Here is an 18555-nt window from a genome sequence, read left to right on the forward strand (position 1 = left end):
TATTTATTTATTGATATTATTTAGTTCATCATTTAACCAGTTTAATTGAGCTTTTTCACGAATAATAGCTTTTTTTAAGATTAAATAATGACCATAATGAGCTTTTTGTTTTTCTGTTGATGAAAATAATTCGGTCATGCGAGTTGTTAAATAATTTAATTTTTCTTCATGCTGGAGACGTTCTTCGGCAAAGAGTTCTTCTATGCGGGGGTTGTTTTTGTCATCAATAAAATACAGTTTTAAAGTAAAATCATCACGTGTTGGCGGGATCTTATCCTGTGGTTCCGTCAACCAGTTGTTCAGGGTTGTAAGGCCAGTAGCTGTTATATTATAAAAAGTTTTTTCTAATTTTTTGCCGCTTATTTCTATATGGGAGCTGATAAGTTTTTCTTCTTCTAATTTTTTTAGTTCTGGATATATCTGGCTGTGCTTGGCCTGCCAAAAATCCCCTATTTCACAATTGAATAATTTTTTTATATCATAGCCGGTGAGCTCATTATGTTTTAATAATCCCAAAATAATAAATTTTAATGTGTTTTTTTGCCATATAGTAAAATCCATCCTTGACTTTTTCCCTATTAAGTATAGCATAATATTTGCACTTATAAACATGTAATTTATTACATGTAATAAAAATATATTATTTTGTAATTTGCTAAAATAACCTATATGGCTAAAGTGGAGCTTGATGCGCAGTATAAGCGGATAAATAAAAAATACGTATAAAAAACGGGGTATTCCCCGCTTTTTATACGTATTTTTTTTCTACAATTTTTAAACGCAGCATTAATAAAATGGCACCGCTCAGTAATCCAGCAATAAGACCAAGCCAATACCCATATGGACCCCAAGTTGAATATTTTGCCAATAGCCAGCCACAGGGCAGACCTATCAACCAAAATGATAGTACAGCCAGATAAAAAGTTATTTTTACATCTTTATAGCCGCGTAAAATTCCCTGTAGTGGTGCATTGATACCGTCAACTACCTGCATGATAACAGCATAGATTAAAAATATAGTTGTGAGCTCAATGACATCAGGATTGGAGGTATATAAGGCCGCAATAGACCTGCGGAAATTTATTAATATAGCAGCCAGTCCAGAGGCAAATATAAGAGAAAACAGACGGCTTAAATGAGCATACTGTTTAACATCATTATAACGTTTAGCGCCTAATTCGTAACTGATTAAAATCGTGACAGCCATACTGATGCTAAGAGGAATCATATAAACTAACGTTGTAAAATTAAGGGCAGCTTGATGGGCAGCAATAACACTTGTGCCATAGACCGTCATAAGCAGACCGACAACACCAAAAATACTTTGCTCACAAAAAAGGGTACAGCCGATAGGGACACCGATACTGAGTTGTTTTTTCCATTCGTAAAATGAAGGCCGAGGAAAATTAGTAAAGATTTTATACATGCAAAAAGGTTTGATATTTATAATTACAAGTATGTTTAATAATAGATTTACATAGTAAGTGATAGCTGAACCGATACCGGCACCAATGCCGCCAAAAGCTGGCATACCGAATTCACCATATATAAATACATAATTTAGAAAAATATTTATGGGAACAGTAATAATTGTGATAAACATAGTCAATTTTGTAAATCCCAATGCATCAATAAAATTGCGTAAAACACCGGCTAAAAAGATCGGGCATATGCCAAAGGCCATAGCTATCAAATAATGAGTAAATACATACGATACATAGTCGTCAAGTTTTAATAATGGTAAAAGATAAGGTATTAAAATAAAACCAGCTAATATGAATATTAATCCTAATAACAGTGACCAGTAAAATCCTTGTTGGATGACAAATTTTATGATGGAATATTTGCGGGCACCATAAAGATGGGCAATTGATGGTGTAAGTCCCGAGATAATACCTAAACTGCTGCCAAAAAACGGGAAAAATACGTTGGCACCAATAGCAACACCAGCTAAATCATATTCACTGACATGACCGGACATTACGGTGTCGAAAAATCCAGTCGATACAATGGCTAGCTGGGTTATAAAAATAGGCAGTAGTACGGCAAAAAATTGTATTATTTTCTGCGTATAAGAATATGTTTTTTTCATAAATCCTCTTATTTATAATTGTATTAAATATGTTCATTACAAAGATTATTTTAATGCCAATCTTCATAAAAAACAAATTTAGATATATTTTTCCTTGGACGCATAGCAGGCTGTTCAGCAGCGTAGCCTATTGTTAAGACAGCACAAATATAAAAATTATCAGGCGCATTAACAGCTTTTTTAATAGCAGATTGTGTAAACCATGCTGTCCAGCAGGTGCCTAATCCTAAGTGTTGTGCTTCGAGTATTATGTGTTCAATAGCAATACTAGTATCGCGAATTATAAGTTTCAACTCGGGTAATGCACAGTTTTCATTCAAGGTTGTGGATAAATCTGTTGTTTTAATGCGGGAAGATATATCAGCTGCACATACTATAAATACCGGGGCATCAAGCATCCAGTTTTGATTGTTGTCAGCGGCAACAATTTTTTCTTTGGTTAATTTATCACGAACAATAAGAAATTTCCAAGGCTGAGTATTGCTGCCGGAGGGAGCATAGCGGGCACTTTCTAATAATTGCTTAAGCAGTTCATCGGCAATATCCTGGTTGGAATATTTACGGATGCTGCGGCGTTTTTCTATTTCAGTCAGCATAAAAAATATCTCCTTAAAATATTATATATATAAAAATCCCGCAGCCATAAAGACTGCGGGATAAAACTTCGCCAAAAACGAAAATAAATATTAACGTTTTGAGAACTGTGAAGCTTTGCGAGCTTTTTTCAAACCATATTTACGACGTTCTTTTTCACGTGGATCACGTGTTAAGAAGCCAGCTTTTTTCAATGATTTGCGTAATTCACCGTCAACTAATAAAAGTGCACGGGAAATACCATGACGGATTGCGCCAGCCTGACCGGATGTGCCGCCGCCAGCAACTCTAGCGATAACATCGTATTTACCTTCTGTTTCAGTTAATACGAGTGGTTGTTTTACGATTAATTCTAAGGTACCAAGACCGAAGTATTCACTCATGTCGCGGCCATTGATTTTTATGTTGCCTTCACCTGGAACCAAGCGAACTCTGGCAACGGAAGATTTTCTGCGACCTGTACCGTAGTAAGTAACTAATGCCATTATATATGTTCTCCCTTCCAGTTATTAACGAATGTTAAATGCAAGTTTTTCAGGCTGTTGAGCAGCATGAGGATGTTCAGTACCTGCATAAACATTTAATTTTCTATACATTTGAGCGCCAAGACGATTTTTTGGAAGCATGCCACGAATAGCGGATTCCAAAACTTTTACAGGCTGCTTAGCAAGCATATCACCAGCAGTTGTAAATGTAGTACCACCTGGATATCCAGAGTGACGGAAATAAGTTTTGTCAACTAATTTCTTTCCGCTGAATACTACTTTTTCAGCATTTATAATAATAACGAAATCACCAGTATCAACATGTGGTGTGAAAATAGGTTTATTTTTACCGCGGAGAACTTTAGCAACTTCAGCAGCAAGACGACCTACTGTCTGTCCTTCAGCATCCACGATGTACCATTTGCGATCAACATTTTGGCTGTTGGCCATGAATGTGGTTTTCATCGATATCCCCTTCCCTATAATGCGATTAACTAAAATAATATAATTTAATTATATAAAGCCTCACCGCGATCTCCGGGGCTAATGGAAACCACAAAACGAAAACTTCATACTCAACTATTATAATAAAAGACAGAAGCGGCGTCAAGAAATTTTTATCATTGTCAGAGAAAATTTTGTGGTAAGAATAATAAGGAAAGATTAATCTATCCAGTTATGCCCGGATTGCTGCAATAATTCATCGGCTTGTTCTGGACCAGTAGAATTTGCGTCATATTTAAATACTGGTAAATTTTCCCATTTATATAATTCATGCAGCTTATCAATAAAGTTCCAGCTTAATTCAATTTGGTCCCATTGGCTGAACCAGGATTTGTTATCGTCAATGCAGGCTTTTATTAAGCGTTCGTAGGCCTCCGGTGTATTTAAGCGATTAACATAACTTGTTTGGCAAAAATCCATTTTTGCCTGGGTAATTTCTTCAGTATCCCCTGGTTTTTTCATGTTAAATTGCAGATAAACACCTTCACTAGGCTGTACTTTTATGATTAAAATATTTTGTGGAGCCTTTTCAAGAAATGATGGGCGAAAAACAATGGCAATCTTTATTTCTCGGCGATTTAGCTTTTTGCCGGTTCTGATATAAAAAGGTGTGCCCCACCAGCGTTCATTATCAATAAATACGCGCAGTGCTGCATAGGTTTCAGTAGTGGAATTTGGTTTTACCAGATTTTCCTGATGGTAGCCTTTATATTGTCCTAAGACTAATGCTTCACGAATATTTTTGACGGGACGCATTGCGCGTAAAATACGTATTTGGGCATCATGCATTGCCGTGCTGGAAAATTGTTCAGGCCATTCCATTGCCACAATTGATAATATTTGGAACAGATGATTCTGTACCATATCACGCAGGGCACCACTGGCATCGTAATAGCCGCCGCGAGATTCAATGCCCATATCCTCTGGTGCTGAAATTTGTACTGATTCTATATAGCGGGAATTCCAAAGATTAGAGAAGATGGGATTACTAAAACGCAGGGTTTGAATATTGCGAACCATTTCTTTACCAAGATAATGGTCAATGCGGAAAATGTTTTCGGGAGAAAAGAATTTTTCTAAATTTTTATTGAGTAATTTAGCTGAATCAAGATTTTCACCAAAAGGTTTTTCCAGAATTACTTTTCCTTTGCAAGCCAGACATACTTTAGTAAGCCCTTCGGCAATGATATTAAAAAAACGGGGAGCAACAGCAAAGTAAAATATATGCTCAGCTAAATTATTTGTAGAATAGTAATCATTTAATGCAGTATAAGCATTTAAATCAGTAAAATCCATTTGGTAATAGGATATTTTTTGTGTGAATTTGGTAAAATTTTCTTCGGTATATGGCAGTCGGGCAAATTTTTTAACCCAGTTTTTAGCAATAGCACAGTACTGTTCATTAGAATAGCTGCGACGGCCAATAATTATAAGCTGACATTTGAATTGTGGATCATTGGCAATACACATATTGTAAAAAGCAGGCAAAAGCTTGCGAAATGTTAAATCACCAGTGCCACCGAATATAGTAAATACTGATTGCGCCATATATATTCCTCCTAGTTTATAGCAATACCAATGCCTTCATAGACAGGTACTTTATTAACAATGGATGTAATTAGTCCGGTAGATTTATTAACAGACATACTTATAAGCTCATTGGATGAACGATTAACAACTAGTAAGTAATTGCCGCATGGCGATAATATAAAATCACGCGGGTGACAACCGCCAGAGGGGATTTGCTGAATTACAACAGGCACTTTGTTTTTTATAGAAAATATAGTTAAAAGATCACTGCCGCGTGTCGATATGTATATATAATTTTCGTCAGTTGACAATCTTATAGCAGCTGATGTACTGTTTGGGGCGACTGTTGGCAGAAATGATATAGTTTTCTGCAGTTGCCAAAAATTATCATTTTGTAAATGATAATAAAACAGTTGATTGCTTAATTCGCTGACTAAATACATACGTTTATTATCGCTGGTAAAGATACAGTGACGAGGACCAGTGCCTTTAGGAAAAGTCAGCGAGGATAGCAGTTGGAAACTATTAGTAGTATCATATATATCAACTTTGTCTAAATGCAGATATGGGATGAACAGCATATTTTGCCATAAAAGCGCCTGGTGACAGCCCGATTCTTTTTGGCTGTCAAGACGTTTAACAAGATGTAATTTACTATTTATTATTTGATAAATTATAATGCAGCCATCATGAAAATTAGCTGTATAAACCATATTGCTATGGCAGCCAATATAACATGGAGTGGTATTTTCTGTCAATATTTCTGCTAATAAATTAGCGTTAAAATCAAGCAGGGCAATGCCAGCTTTACCGTTACCCTCTTTAGTAATAATAACATGATTATTACTAAGACAAACACATTTGCCATCTTGTACTTTATAAAATAATGATGGTGTTGATAACTTACCGTCAGTATCATCAAACGTGAACTGATAGATGCCGTGACTGTTATTTGAATTATAAGTGCCAATATATCCAATATGTTTCATATATATTACCTCTTTTGTGATAAAAATCAAAATTAAATATAATTTCCAACAAAAAGAATAGTTATTTCATAAAAGAATTTATTTATTTAATATTATATTATTCAGATAATAAAAGCAAATAAAAAAGCTGCAACATTAGTTGCAGCTTTTTAGCAAATTTAATCAATGGTTTTTGTAGCCTGAAGACGCGCTTTGGCGCGTTCTAAAGCAGCATGGGCACGCAATGAATCGATATCTTTATGTTCATCCGGTGACTGATGCAATGACTCAAGACGTTCCTGAGCACGAGCATAAGCCTTTTGGGCACGATTTATATCAATGTTGATAGGCAGTTCAGCTGCGGATGCTAAAATAGTGATTTTATTGGAACTAACTTCCATAAAACCGCCAGCAATAGCAATTAATTCTTCATGGCTGTCTTTTTTTACATGCATGGCATGTGGCAGAATACCAGTCAATAATGGGGCATGATTAGGCATTATACCAAGCTCACCGCCAGTAGAATGGACAATAGCCATTTCTACATCATCAGAATAAACCATTTTGTCAGGAGAAACAATTTCCAATTTAATACTTGCCATGGATTATGCCTCCTGTTTAGCTTTTTTAGCGGCCTCAACTACTTCATCAATGCTGCCAGCCATATAGAATGCACTTTCTGGTAAATCATCATATTTACCTTCCAAAATTTCTTTGAAGCCGCGTATGGTTTCTTTTAATGGAACATATTTACCAGGGGTACCGGTAAACTGTTCAGCAACCGCAAATGGCTGACTCAAGAATCTTTGGATTTTACGTGCACGGGCAACGGTAAGTTTATCTTCGTCGGATAATTCTTCCATACCTAAGATGGCAATGATATCCTGTAATTCTTTGTACTTTTGTAGTACTGCCTGGACACCGCGGGCAACATGGTAATGTTCTTCACCAATTACATTAGGGTCCAAGATGCGTGATGTGGAATCAAGTGGATCCACAGCAGGATAAATACCAAGTTCAGCAATTTGACGAGATAAAACCGTAGTAGCATCAAGATGAGTAAATGTAGCTGCTGGTGCCGGGTCAGTCAAGTCATCTGCCGGAACGTATACAGCCTGTACGGATGTAATAGAACCTTTTTTGGTAGATGTAATACGTTCTTGGAGTGCCCCAACATCTGTAGTTAATGTTGGCTGATAACCAACAGCCGAAGGCATACGACCAAGCAAAGCCGAAACTTCTGAGCCAGCCTGGATGAAACGGAAGATGTTATCAACAAACAATAAAACGTCCTGGTTTTGAACATCACGGAAATATTCAGCCATGGTAAGGCCGGTAAGCGCTACACGCATACGAGCTCCAGGTGGTTCATTCATTTGTCCATAAACTAAGGCAGTTTTATTGATAACGCCGGATTCAGTCATTTCAGACCATAAATCATTACCTTCACGAGTACGTTCCCCAACACCAGAAAATACGGAATAACCGCCATGCTGAGTGGCAATATTATGGATTAATTCCATGATTAATACTGTTTTACCAACACCAGCACCGCCGAATAAACCGATTTTACCACCGCGGGAATATGGAGCAATAAGATCGACAACTTTTATACCTGTTTCCAAAATTTGGGTAGCAGTTTCCTGCTCATCAAATTTTGGAGCAGGACGATGGATTGGCCAAGCTTCCTTATTCCCAACAGGTTTAGGATTATGGTCAACAGTTTCGCCTAAAACATTAAAAACACGTCCAAGGGTTTCTTCACCAACAGGAACTTTTATTGGTGAACCAGTATCAACTGCATCCATTCCACGAGTTAATCCATCGGTGGAGCTCATTGCGATACAGCGGGTAATGCCATCACCTAGGTGCTGCATTACTTCTACAGTTAATTTTATGTCTATATCACCGGATTTGCCGTTTATAGTAATTGCGTTTAATATTGCAGGCAATTCTTCGGCAGGAAATTCAATATCTACAACAGGTCCGATAACCTGTACAATTTTACCATTAGCCAATGATTAAAAACCTCCTCACTTCAGTGCTTCTGCACCGCCCACGATTTCGGTGATTTCGCGGGTAATGTTGGCCTGACGTACTTTATTATAATGTAAATCCAGTTTTGCCATGAGATCCTGGGCATTATCGGTTGCATTGCTCATTGCTGTCATACGGCTTGATAATTCGCTGGCCGCGGCCTGCAATAAAGCAGCATAAACCATTGTCACAAAATATTGTGGCAATAAGAAGCTCAGAACTGTTTCAGCCGAGGGCTCGTAAATATATTCGGCATGTGGTCCCGTTGATGTATCACTGCCAACTTTTTCAAATGGCAGTAATTTTACTGTTTCTGGAACGGAGGATATAGCTGAAACAAAACGGGTGTAAACCATATATACGTCCTTATAGCCGCCTTCAGTAAATAATTCTATTATTTGAGTGGCAATTTCACGGGCATTTTCATATTTAGGGCGTTCACTAAAGCCAATATAGTTATTAATGACATTGTAACCATGGCTTTTAAAATGCTCAGCGGTTTTTCTGCCCACACAAATAATATCGAGGTCCTCTTTTTTTACCGTTTTTAATGGAGCTTCTGCATAAGAATTCTCCAAGGCAAAATTTTGTGCTTCATTGGTACCTTCAATATGAACTTTAGCAGCTTTAAATACATTACTGGAATATGCTCCGGCAAGTCCTTTATCAGACGATAATATCAAAAACAATGTTTTGCCATTTTCATGGACATCAAGTAAGGGATGAGATACACCACTAACATTAGCAGCGACATCGCCGATTACTTGATACATTTTTTCTGCATATGGTTTATTGGCTACTGCTGCGGCCTGAGCACGGCGCAGACGCGCAGAGGCAACCATTTTCATGGCTTTAGTGATCTGCTGGATATTTTTTACGCTTCTTATACGAAGTCGTATATCCTGTAAATTGGCCAAAAGTTAATCACCTCGCCTTTTTATTATAATTAAATCTTATTAAAGAGCGTATGATGCTTTAAATTCTTCAAGTGCTTTATTTATTTGATCTTCTAATTTATCGTCAAGTTTTTGCTGAGTGCGTATTGCTTCGAGTAATTCAGCATGAGATGAATTGATAAATTTCAGATAATCACGTTGGAAATCAGCAACTTTATTTACTGGTACATCAGTAAGGAAGCCGCGAACTGCTGTATAAATAACTAAGACTTGTTCGGCAACATTAAGCGGGGAATATTGAGATTGCTTTAATGTTTCAACCATGCGTGCACCGCGGTCAAGCTGATCCTTAGTAGCCTTATCAAGATCGGAGCCAAACTGCGCAAAAGCAGCAAGTTCGCGATATTGTGCAAGGTCAAGACGCATACGTCCAGCAACCTGCTTCATAGCTTTTATCTGGGCACTGCCGCCAACACGGGAAACAGAAAGACCAACATCAATTGCCGGACGAACGCCGGAATAGAACATTTCAGTCTGCAGCATTATCTGACCATCAGTGATGGAGATAACGTTGGTAGGAATGTAGCCAGATACATCACCAGCTAATGTTTCAATTATAGGCAGAGCCGTTATAGAACCTGCACCTAATTCATCAGATAATTTAGCGGCACGTTCCAAAAGACGGGAATGTAAGTAGAATACATCACCAGGATAAGCTTCGCGCCCTGGTGGTCTGCGCAGAAGTAAACTCATGGCACGATAAGCAGCTGCATGTTTGGATAAATCATCATAAACACATAAAGCATGTTTGCCCTTATACATGAAGTATTCAGCCATAGCAACACCGGCATATGGGGCGATGTATTGCAGTGGCGCACTATCGGCAGCGGTTGCTGCAACTACAATACTATATTGCATCGCACCGTGGTCTTCGAGAGTTTTTACTACGCGGGCAACAGTGGATGCTTTTTGTCCGATTGCTACATATATACAGATACAGTTTTGACCTTTTTGGTTTAGTATTGTATCAACAGCAATAGCTGTTTTACCTGTACCACGGTCACCAATGATAAGTTCACGCTGCCCACGACCGATAGGTACAAGAGCATCAATAGCTTTCAAACCAGTCTGCAATGGTTCATGAACAGATTTTCTGTCAGCAATCCCCGGAGCTGGGTATTCTACAGGTCTATGTTCGTTAGTATCGATAGGTCCTTTACCATCGATAGGACGGCCTAAAGCATCAACAACACGACCAATCATAGCTTCGCCTACAGGAACCTGCATGATTTTTCCGGTGCGTTTTACCGATGCCCCTTCTTTGATTTTGTTTTCACCACCAAGCAAAACAGCGCCAACGCTGTCTTGGTCAAGGTTTAATACTAGACCAAATATATCATTACCGAAATCGAGAAGTTCGCCGGCCATAGCTTTATCAAGACCATGGATATGGGCGATACCATCACCAATTTCCATAACAGTACCGACATCATCAACATTTAAATCAACATTGTAGTTTTTGATTTGTTCCTTGATGATGGCTGTTATTTCCTCAGGATTCATTTTCATAAAAAGTTAGTCACCCCAATCAACAATTTGTCACCAGTTGTTTTTCTATAGTTTTTAGTTGACTCACAACACTGCCATCAATGACACGGTCATTGATTTTTACAATGATACCGCCCAAAATGGATTTATCTACACGTGTTTGTAACTGTATAGTTTTTTCTGTAGTGACTTCTAATTTTTTCTTCAAAGCTTCTTCCTGACCAGTCGATAAGGGAAGAGCTGTTTTGACATAAGCAATTTGTATGCCTTGAGCCTCATTAGAAAGTGTGTGAAAACTGGTGATTATTTCTGTGAGTAATGTTATACGGTGTTTATCAATAAGCAATAAAAGAAAATTAGTTATTGATGGTTCAAATTCATCAGTTAATATTTTTTTCATGAGATTTTTTTTTGCTGTAATATTAACTTGAGGATTATCCATGAATGCCTGTAAATCATGGTTTGTATTAAATAACTCACAGATTTGAGTCAGTTGTTTATCACAAAGAGCCAGTTTGTTTTGATCTTGTGCCAATTCAAACATGGCAGCAGCATATTTTTTAGCTAATTGAATATTTAACATGATAAGCCACCCAGCTTATCTTTATCGAGCTTTTCAATAAATTCACCAACTAATTTTTCATTAGCAGCATTATCCATATTAGCTGCGACTATTTTGCTGGCAGCTAATATGGATAGGGAAACAACTTCCCCCTTTAATTGAACAGCAGCATGGTCACGTTCACGGGCAATATCTTCTTTAGCGTTTTTGCGCATTTGTTCAATTTCCTGCTTAGTTTGAGCAATGGATGCATCATGTTCTTCTTGAGCACGTTTAGTTGCTTTATCAACAATTTCCTGAGCAGTGATACGAGCATCAGCAAGCTGTTTTTGATATTCGGCCAAAGTCTGCTGGGCTTTTTTTTCATCATTTTCAGCCGCTTGCAGCGAATTTATTATTTTGGCACGGCGTTCATGAAGAATTTTCATGATGGGATTATAAGCAAATACTTTAAGCAGGATGACTAATATAACAAAATTGACAATCTGCGCCATAAATGTTCCTAGTTGAAGACTAATCAATTTATCTGTCCCCCTTTTACTATAAATTTAGTATTTTTGAATTAGAGAACTTTTATAGCACTTAAAATGATAAGTGCAACAACTAATGCGATAATTGGCATAGCTTCAATAAGACCAACAGAAATCAATGTGTTAGTAAACAAAGTGTTTTTAGCTTCTGGTTGACGGGAAATACCTTCAATAAGTTTTCCAGTTACAAGGCCATCACCTAGTGCAGCACCAAAAGCTGCTAGACCAACCATAATACCAACTCCTAATAAAGCTGCTGCTGTTGCAATTGTATTTTCCATTAAAAAATCCTCCTTAGAGATATAAAAATATAATTTATGCCCTTATGGCATATAGATAGTTACTCTTCTTCTTCGACAACGCCTTCGGCGAGGTAAGAGGTGGAGAGCATTGTGAAAACAAAAGCCTGTATAGCTCCAACAAAAAGACTAAAAGCAAGCCAAACGACACCAGGAATTACTTCAGCGATTATATTGGGTAACAATGTCGGCAAGATATGGATTAATAATTCGCCGGCAAGAATATTACCAAATAAACGAAAAGCAAGTGTGATGGGTTTAGCGATTTCTTCGATTAATTTAATAATTACAAATGGAGCAAATGGTTCGAAGAAGCTTTTTATATACTTAGTTCCTTTATAATAAAGGCCAAGTATATGAAGCATGGCTACAACCAAAAGTGCTAATCCTAAATTGGTGTTTAAAGTATTAGTTGGCGATTCCATTCCAGGAATAAGTCCCCACCAATTCGAAATGAGCAAGAACAAAAACAAAGAAATTAAAAATGGAGCAAACATAGCTCCTCGTTTGCCTAAATTAGCACTGATCTGGTCATTAAGTCCCGTGATAATCATCTCAAAGACATTTTGTAGACCAGCAGGTACTAGTTTTAGACTGCGAGTTGCTGCGATGGAAAGGATAACTACGACAACCATGACCATCCATGTCATTTTTAGAGTTTCCATGTTAAAGGATAAGCCAAATAACATGAGTTCATGAGCCGCATTTTCAGGCATAAAATCACTCCCTATGCTGAATAATTTTTAAAAATATCTTAAAGATTAAGATATTATAAACAAATGTAATTAATGCATTTTTTCTCGATAAGAAAAAATTATAAGATTAGTAAAAATTATGATATGCATAATAAAAAAGCCCGCAACAAACGCTATAAAAACTTCTTTGGATAATTTTAAAACAATAAACCAAACTAAGAACAAAACAATAATACGAAATAAGAAACCCATTTGCGAACTACGTTTAGCTTGTAATTGTGATAATGCCATCGAACGTTTTATGCGCATTGCAAGCATGAATATATAATATACAGCAGTTAAATAACCACCAATGACAGCTGTAATTAAATAAATATCATTATGAAGAAATAATTTTATGCATATTAAAATTGTAATAAGTAATAGCGAAACAAGTATTGAACGACCACGAGCAGCCGTAAAATTCTGCATATAATTTTCGGCCTTTCCTTAAACTATAAATATCAAACAAATACACAATAAATATAACATATAAAAAGCTCTATAACAAGCAATTTCTAGTAAAGTTAATACATATTATAGATAAATATATGCATTTATGTAAACTATGACATAGACATATATGTATACATTTAAATTATTGTTTTAGCTCGTTATAGTAATAATAACTTATGCGAAAAAGAATGAAGTACATTAAAAGTTCACTTAATTCCTCAATTAGTTCACTTTGCTGCTTGGAAAATAAATAACCATGTTCACCTATTGTTGAAAGTAGTACAGTAATAGTCAGCGTAATAAATTTTGCTACTGGGAAAATTTTATGAAAAACAATTTGGCGATAGGGAATAGTAAAAATTAATCCCAATATTACAGTAAAAATACATATTCCTACGATGATATTGATCAATGTATGATGGGGAAATTGAGACATGGGCATTATTATTATCGGACCATTGCTGCTCATTCCCAATGGGAAAAATACACGCCCCCAGCTTAATTCGCGCCCTAATAAAAGGAAGAAAAATATACTTGCGGTAATCCATAATTTTTTTCGGGTTTTAAAATAAAAATATACATTAATTATGAAAAAAACAAATAGAATACAAGCTTGGGTGTTTTCAATAGGACCGTTTTCCCAAGCATATTTAACTGGTAATATAAATGATATTGGAATAATAGCTAATAAATAAATAATTTCGATACAATTACGATATGGGGATTGCTTTGAAATCATTTCCGTAATATTAAGCATAAAAATAAAAACCTCCATATAATAGTAAATAAGTACTTGCTATTATTGTATGCATATGCTTACAATAAATCAAATAATAATGTATTTAGAATTTAAAGAATAGTTGGTTGAAAATCAAAAAAAGCTTATTAGATAAGTCTTTAAAGAGAATCCAATAAGCTTTTTATTATTTTTGCTTGTCATTGATAATGGTTCTTATAGGGAATGGTATATCAATATTTTCCTGACGATATCTTTTGGTTAATGCTTTGATAAATTCATGCTTTATAAGATATTGGTTTAAAAATACATTTGTTTTTAATATTACATTGAAATTAATGCTGGAGTCGGCAAATTCAAAAAAACGAATAACAGGATCGTAGTCAATGTGATGCTCTATTTTATCCAAGACTGACCGAGCTGTATCAATTGTCACTTGTTCAACTAAATCCAAATCACTGTCATAACTTATACCGATAGTCAGATAAAAAGAAACAGCTTCTTTAGGCATATTGTAATTAGTAATAGTCGTGGAAGCAATATCCTTATTAGGAACGATTATAATATTATTGCTGGGTGTTTGAATTTTTGTGAAGCGCCAGGTTATATCAACTACTTGCCCTGTTTCACCATTGCTTAATTTTACAAAATCATAGATTTGCAGCTGTTTGGATAGGATTATATGCAGACCAGAAAAAATATTGGCCAGAGTATCCTGCAGTCCTAAAGCAACGGCCATACCACCAACGCCTAACGCTGTGAGTAACGGCGTTACAGAAATCCCTAGGTATTGAAGGATAATGATTATGCCTACCGCATAGATAATAAAAGATATTATATTGGTTAAAAGCGAAGTGGCCTGTAAATTTTCATTGCCGCGTTTTATTTTTAATTCTAATATACCAGAAACTGCTCGGGAAAAAACACGGGTTAAAGAAAGGACTATTACTGTATAGAGCAGTGAGGATAATAATAAGGTTATAGTTGAATTGATGAATTTTATTGAGTTTATGCTTAAATATAAACCAATACCAGAGCACCAGGCTACAGGCAGACCCTGTACGGCATTGGCGAAAATAGCAGAAAAGGTATCCTTATTTATATAACCGTGCAATTTTCTTTTTATAAAATTATTTATCATTTTTCCGAGAAGAAAGGCAGCAACCTGGATGAAAAATGGTACTATCAGTAATTGTATCCAATAATGCCATTCGTTTAGGATCGTTGAAGGTATCATAGTATTCTCCTTGTAGTAATAGCTGTATTAGTTGGTAATTTACTTTCATATTATATTGTATTATACTATGAATTAAGAAATAATAGCAATAAAGTAAGAAATATAGCAAGTGAATTGGGAGTGACAAAATGTCAGAATTAATAATAAAAAAAGGTCAGAAATTACAGTTTCGACAGGCTGTGGAAAAAGATATGGATTATATAATGCAGGTAGAATACAAGCCGGAAAATGCTCAATATGTTATTCCTTATACCCGCGACGTACATATGCAGACATTAAATACAAAAGCAGCTATTCATCTTATTATAGAAAAGATTGATACAAAAGAAAAAGTAGGTTTTTTAATGATTGCTGGTCTTGATAATCCAGCAAAAGAAATAGAATTTACACGTATTATACTGGATGCTAAAGGTAAGGGTTATGGACAAGAAACATTGCAGCTACTTGAATCATGGGCCTTTGATGATTTAAAATTTCATCGTGCATGGCTCGATTGTAAGGATTATAATGCCAGGGCTCTGCATGTTTATGAAAAAGCTGGTTTTGTCCGTGAAGGGCTTATACGGGAAACAATTTTAACTGACGGTAAATATGAAAATTTAATTATATTGGGAATACTTGATAGAGAATATTTTGCCCAGTAAATTAAACGAAGTGTCATTTAGTAGATAAAATCAACTGCTTGTTATAATGTAAAATAATTAAATGGTTTTTTTAGGTGTATGTTGAATATAAACAACATAACGGCTGGGATTAAAAAGAAAAAAGAAACTATATAAATGACGTTGCGTAATAATAAGGAGGGGTTTTATGAAAACGGAGTTCTATGCTGATGTGGCGCAAATGCTGCTTAAAAGATTGTCAGCCTTGGTTTACGAGTATGATGTCATAAAGGATATTATGATATTTATCAATGCTGATTGCGAAAAGCGCATAATAAAATCATATCGGCAAAAATTGTATCGAACACGCAGGACGATAGTTCATCCTGATTTTATGGATAAGCTATCAGCTTTAATTGCCGGGCATTCAATTGATACAGGTCCGATTTTGCTGGATTTATCGGAGAAACCCTCAGGAAAATTTTATTGGCATGAAGTTATTAATAAACCAATGCTGGATGCTGAAGGGCATGTTATAAAAACAATGGGGATTATATGGAAAATAGATTCTCCTTATGATATTGATAGCAACCAGCGCTTTCGTTCAGATCAGGACCCTGTTACGGGTTTGCTGAATGAAAGTGGTGTAAAAAAATCAATTGAAAATTATCTTATAGAAGATGGCAAGGAATTAATGCATGCCATAATAAAAATAAAATTGCAGGATATGGATCCGTCAAAATACAGTAATATTAAGGCTGATAAGCTTAATGAATATGCATTAAATAGTTTGGGACAGCAACTGCGCAATGTGTTTAGGGCCAATGATCTATTGGCATACGTGGATGATCAGGTTTTTTTGGTTTTTATGAAAAATATAAAGACTGAAAATATTGTGAAAATAAAAATGGATGCTGTAGCCCGGCTGTTGGAAAATTGCCATATGATATTTTGTGTACCTAAAATGAATTACTCTATGGGAGAGGCGATATATCCGGTGGATGGCAATGATTATAATGAATTAATCGAATCTTCACAAAAACGGATAAGGTATCATTATAATGAAGAATGAGCATGGAATACAATAATATTATAGAAAACATTCTCCTATGTTATAAAAATTATCATTATAATATAGGAGAATTTTTTTAATTATAATGATTTTTGATAATGAAAAATTTGTTAGTAAAACAAGCAACATCTATTGCTTATATCAGTGGAATATTATATAGTAATACACATGTAGTATAAGTTTTGGAGGGGTTTTTAATGTTTGGAATATCCAAGGATATTGGGATAGATTTAGGAACGGCAAATGTCCTTATATATGTGAAGGGCAAGGGAATTGTTTTACGCGAACCTTCGGTTGTAGCTATTGATCGGGATACAAATCGTATTTTGGAAGTAGGAGAAGCTGCCCGCCAAATGATTGGGCGTACTCCAGGCAATATAGTGGCAATACGACCATTACGCGATGGTGTTATTGCTGACTATGATATAACGGAAAAAATGCTGCAATATTTTATTGAGAAGGTTATTGGACATAGTTTTTGGGGAAAGCCACGTATAATGATATGTGTCCCTTCAAAAGTTACTACCGTAGAACAACGTGCAGTACAGCAAGCGGCAAAACAAGCTGGTGCAGCCGCTTCTTATTTAATAGAAGAACCCATGGCAGCTGCATTAGGCGCTGGTATTGATATTTCAGAACCGCAGGGTACTATGGTGGTTGATATTGGTGGCGGCACGACAGATGTTGCTGTTATCAGTCTGGGCGGTATTGTTATTAGTGAATCGTTGCGTATTGCTGGCGATAAGTTCGATGAAGATATTATTCGTTATATAAAGAATAACCATAATGTTATGATTGGCGAGCGTACAGCTGAAAATATCAAGGTTAATGTTGGCACGGCAATTAAGGGTGAACGCAATGTAGAAATGGACTTTCGTGGACGCGATTTATTAACTGGACTGCCCAAAACCATAAAGTTGACCTCAGATGAGATTACTAATGCTTTGGATAGATCTGTGAATGCAATCGTTCATTGCGTTAAAAAAACATTGGAAGATACTCCACCTGAATTAGCAGCTGATATAATGGATCATGGGATAGTGATGACCGGCGGTGGTGCTATGCTGCACGGCTTGGATAAGTTAATTCAACAAGAGACAGGTATAACAACATATTTAGCTGACGAGGCACTTTCATGTGTGGCTTTGGGGACAGGGAAAGCCTTGGCGGATCTTGATAAACTTACTGTCTACAAAAATAAATGATTACAACATATATTTTTTATAAAGGATAGTTTAGGTATAATAGCGAATATACATAAATGGATAATTAGCATGTATTTTCATTAGGAGTGATATTTATGCTGCGTGGCTTATATACGGCCGCTACAGGAATGATTACAGAGCAGATACGTACCAATACAATAGCTAATAATTTAGCTAACGTAAATACCAATGGTTATAAAAAAGATGAAACAATAAGTGAAGAATTTCAATCGGTGCTTTTACACCGAATAAATGACGATAGCCATAAAAAAAGTATATTTGATTTACAAAATATTGATACAGCAAAAAATTATTTATTAGAAGGTACTGTTGCTGCCGAAAATAGTAGTGCACCTGTTATTGGTTCTTTAGGCCGTGGTGCTAAAGTTGCTGAAATTGCAGTGATTCGTGACCAGGGTTCACTGGAAAATACAAACAGTCCTTTGGATTTAGCAATAACTGGTGATG

At 35.9% G+C, this 18555-nt stretch carries 22 protein-coding genes; 4 read left to right on the forward strand and 18 right to left on the reverse strand.

Going from position 1 to position 18555, the window contains the following annotated elements; translation table 11 throughout:
- Nucleotides 1-3: 3 nt before the first annotated feature.
- The 18 genes from HNR32_RS10580 to HNR32_RS10665 all read right to left on the reverse strand — a co-directional run bounded on the left by HNR32_RS10580 (nucleotide 4) and on the right by HNR32_RS10665 (nucleotide 15208).
- Nucleotides 4-561 carry a PadR family transcriptional regulator gene (locus HNR32_RS10580; RefSeq protein WP_221300610.1) on the reverse strand — a complete coding sequence of 186 codons (558 nt, stop codon included), beginning with the start codon at nucleotides 559-561 and terminating at the stop codon, nucleotides 4-6.
- 187 nt (nucleotides 562-748) lie between these two features.
- The gene (locus HNR32_RS10585) at nucleotides 749-2092 is read right to left on the reverse strand and encodes an MATE family efflux transporter (RefSeq protein WP_183862459.1); all 1344 of its coding nucleotides are present in this window, start codon (nucleotides 2090-2092) and stop codon (nucleotides 749-751) included.
- Between the two features lie 50 nt (nucleotides 2093-2142).
- Entirely contained in the window at nucleotides 2143-2688 is a 546-nt protein-coding gene (locus HNR32_RS10590; protein ID WP_183862462.1) for a nitroreductase family protein, read from the reverse strand.
- A 90-nt stretch (nucleotides 2689-2778) separates the two neighbouring features.
- The gene (gene rpsI, locus HNR32_RS10595) at nucleotides 2779-3171 is read right to left on the reverse strand and encodes a 30S ribosomal protein S9 (protein WP_183862464.1); all 393 of its coding nucleotides are present in this window, start codon (nucleotides 3169-3171) and stop codon (nucleotides 2779-2781) included.
- A gap of 24 nt (nucleotides 3172-3195) precedes the next feature.
- Nucleotides 3196-3636, reverse strand: a complete 441-nt coding sequence (gene rplM / locus HNR32_RS10600) for a 50S ribosomal protein L13 (protein WP_183862467.1) — start codon at nucleotides 3634-3636, stop codon at nucleotides 3196-3198.
- Between the two features lie 198 nt (nucleotides 3637-3834).
- Nucleotides 3835-5223 carry a glucose-6-phosphate dehydrogenase gene (zwf, locus tag HNR32_RS10605; RefSeq protein ID WP_183862469.1) on the reverse strand — a complete coding sequence of 463 codons (1389 nt, stop codon included), beginning with the start codon at nucleotides 5221-5223 and terminating at the stop codon, nucleotides 3835-3837.
- Between the two features lie 11 nt (nucleotides 5224-5234).
- Entirely contained in the window at nucleotides 5235-6194 is a 960-nt protein-coding gene (locus tag HNR32_RS10610; protein WP_183862471.1) for a lactonase family protein, read from the reverse strand.
- 158 nt (nucleotides 6195-6352) lie between these two features.
- The gene (locus tag HNR32_RS10615; protein WP_183862473.1) at nucleotides 6353-6775 is read right to left on the reverse strand and encodes a F0F1 ATP synthase subunit epsilon; all 423 of its coding nucleotides are present in this window, start codon (nucleotides 6773-6775) and stop codon (nucleotides 6353-6355) included.
- Between the two features lie 3 nt (nucleotides 6776-6778).
- Nucleotides 6779-8191, reverse strand: a complete 1413-nt coding sequence (gene atpD, locus HNR32_RS10620; protein WP_183862475.1) for a F0F1 ATP synthase subunit beta — start codon at nucleotides 8189-8191, stop codon at nucleotides 6779-6781.
- Nucleotides 8192-8206: 15 nt separating this feature from the next.
- Complete coding sequence (gene atpG / locus HNR32_RS10625; protein WP_183862477.1) at nucleotides 8207-9127, reverse strand: ATP synthase F1 subunit gamma; 921 nt, start codon at nucleotides 9125-9127, stop codon at nucleotides 8207-8209.
- Between the two features lie 39 nt (nucleotides 9128-9166).
- Nucleotides 9167-10675 (reverse strand): F0F1 ATP synthase subunit alpha, encoded by a 1509-nt coding sequence (atpA, locus tag HNR32_RS10630; protein WP_183862479.1) that lies wholly within the window; start codon nucleotides 10673-10675, stop codon nucleotides 9167-9169.
- A 19-nt stretch (nucleotides 10676-10694) separates the two neighbouring features.
- Nucleotides 10695-11237: a F0F1 ATP synthase subunit delta gene (locus tag HNR32_RS10635; protein WP_183862481.1), complete on the reverse strand. Its 543-nt coding sequence runs from the start codon at nucleotides 11235-11237 to the stop codon at nucleotides 10695-10697.
- On the reverse strand, nucleotides 11231-11737 hold the full coding sequence (gene atpF, locus HNR32_RS10640; protein ID WP_375782638.1) for a F0F1 ATP synthase subunit B: 507 nt from the start codon (nucleotides 11735-11737) through the stop codon (nucleotides 11231-11233). The genes HNR32_RS10635 and atpF overlap by 7 nt, the downstream gene beginning before the upstream one ends.
- A gap of 41 nt (nucleotides 11738-11778) precedes the next feature.
- Complete coding sequence (gene atpE, locus HNR32_RS10645; protein WP_183862483.1) at nucleotides 11779-12027, reverse strand: F0F1 ATP synthase subunit C; 249 nt, start codon at nucleotides 12025-12027, stop codon at nucleotides 11779-11781.
- Between the two features lie 59 nt (nucleotides 12028-12086).
- Nucleotides 12087-12761, reverse strand: coding sequence for a F0F1 ATP synthase subunit A (gene atpB, locus HNR32_RS10650; RefSeq protein WP_183862485.1), 675 nt, complete (start codon nucleotides 12759-12761; stop codon nucleotides 12087-12089).
- 69 nt (nucleotides 12762-12830) lie between these two features.
- On the reverse strand, nucleotides 12831-13211 hold the full coding sequence (locus tag HNR32_RS10655; protein WP_183862487.1) for an ATP synthase subunit I: 381 nt from the start codon (nucleotides 13209-13211) through the stop codon (nucleotides 12831-12833).
- A 166-nt stretch (nucleotides 13212-13377) separates the two neighbouring features.
- The gene (locus tag HNR32_RS10660) at nucleotides 13378-13992 is read right to left on the reverse strand and encodes a hypothetical protein (RefSeq protein ID WP_183862489.1); all 615 of its coding nucleotides are present in this window, start codon (nucleotides 13990-13992) and stop codon (nucleotides 13378-13380) included.
- Between the two features lie 166 nt (nucleotides 13993-14158).
- Complete coding sequence (locus HNR32_RS10665; RefSeq protein ID WP_183862490.1) at nucleotides 14159-15208, reverse strand: mechanosensitive ion channel family protein; 1050 nt, start codon at nucleotides 15206-15208, stop codon at nucleotides 14159-14161.
- A gap of 128 nt (nucleotides 15209-15336) precedes the next feature.
- On the opposite strand from HNR32_RS10665, the gene HNR32_RS10670 reads away from it, so the two are divergent.
- The 4 genes from HNR32_RS10670 to HNR32_RS10685 all read left to right on the forward strand — a co-directional run.
- On the forward strand, nucleotides 15337-15852 hold the full coding sequence (locus tag HNR32_RS10670; RefSeq protein ID WP_183862491.1) for a GNAT family N-acetyltransferase: 516 nt from the start codon (nucleotides 15337-15339) through the stop codon (nucleotides 15850-15852).
- A gap of 166 nt (nucleotides 15853-16018) precedes the next feature.
- Nucleotides 16019-16882: a diguanylate cyclase domain-containing protein gene (locus HNR32_RS10675; protein ID WP_183862492.1), complete on the forward strand. Its 864-nt coding sequence runs from the start codon at nucleotides 16019-16021 to the stop codon at nucleotides 16880-16882.
- A 197-nt stretch (nucleotides 16883-17079) separates the two neighbouring features.
- Complete coding sequence (locus HNR32_RS10680; RefSeq protein ID WP_183862493.1) at nucleotides 17080-18087, forward strand: rod shape-determining protein; 1008 nt, start codon at nucleotides 17080-17082, stop codon at nucleotides 18085-18087.
- Between the two features lie 95 nt (nucleotides 18088-18182).
- Nucleotides 18183-18555: flagellar basal body protein (locus HNR32_RS10685; RefSeq protein WP_221300611.1), on the forward strand; the 373-nt coding region annotated here is incomplete at its 3' end.

Origin of the sequence: Pectinatus brassicae (assembly GCF_014201835.1) — a bacterium.
GTDB classification, from domain to species: Bacteria; Bacillota; Negativicutes; order Selenomonadales; family Selenomonadaceae; genus Pectinatus; species Pectinatus brassicae.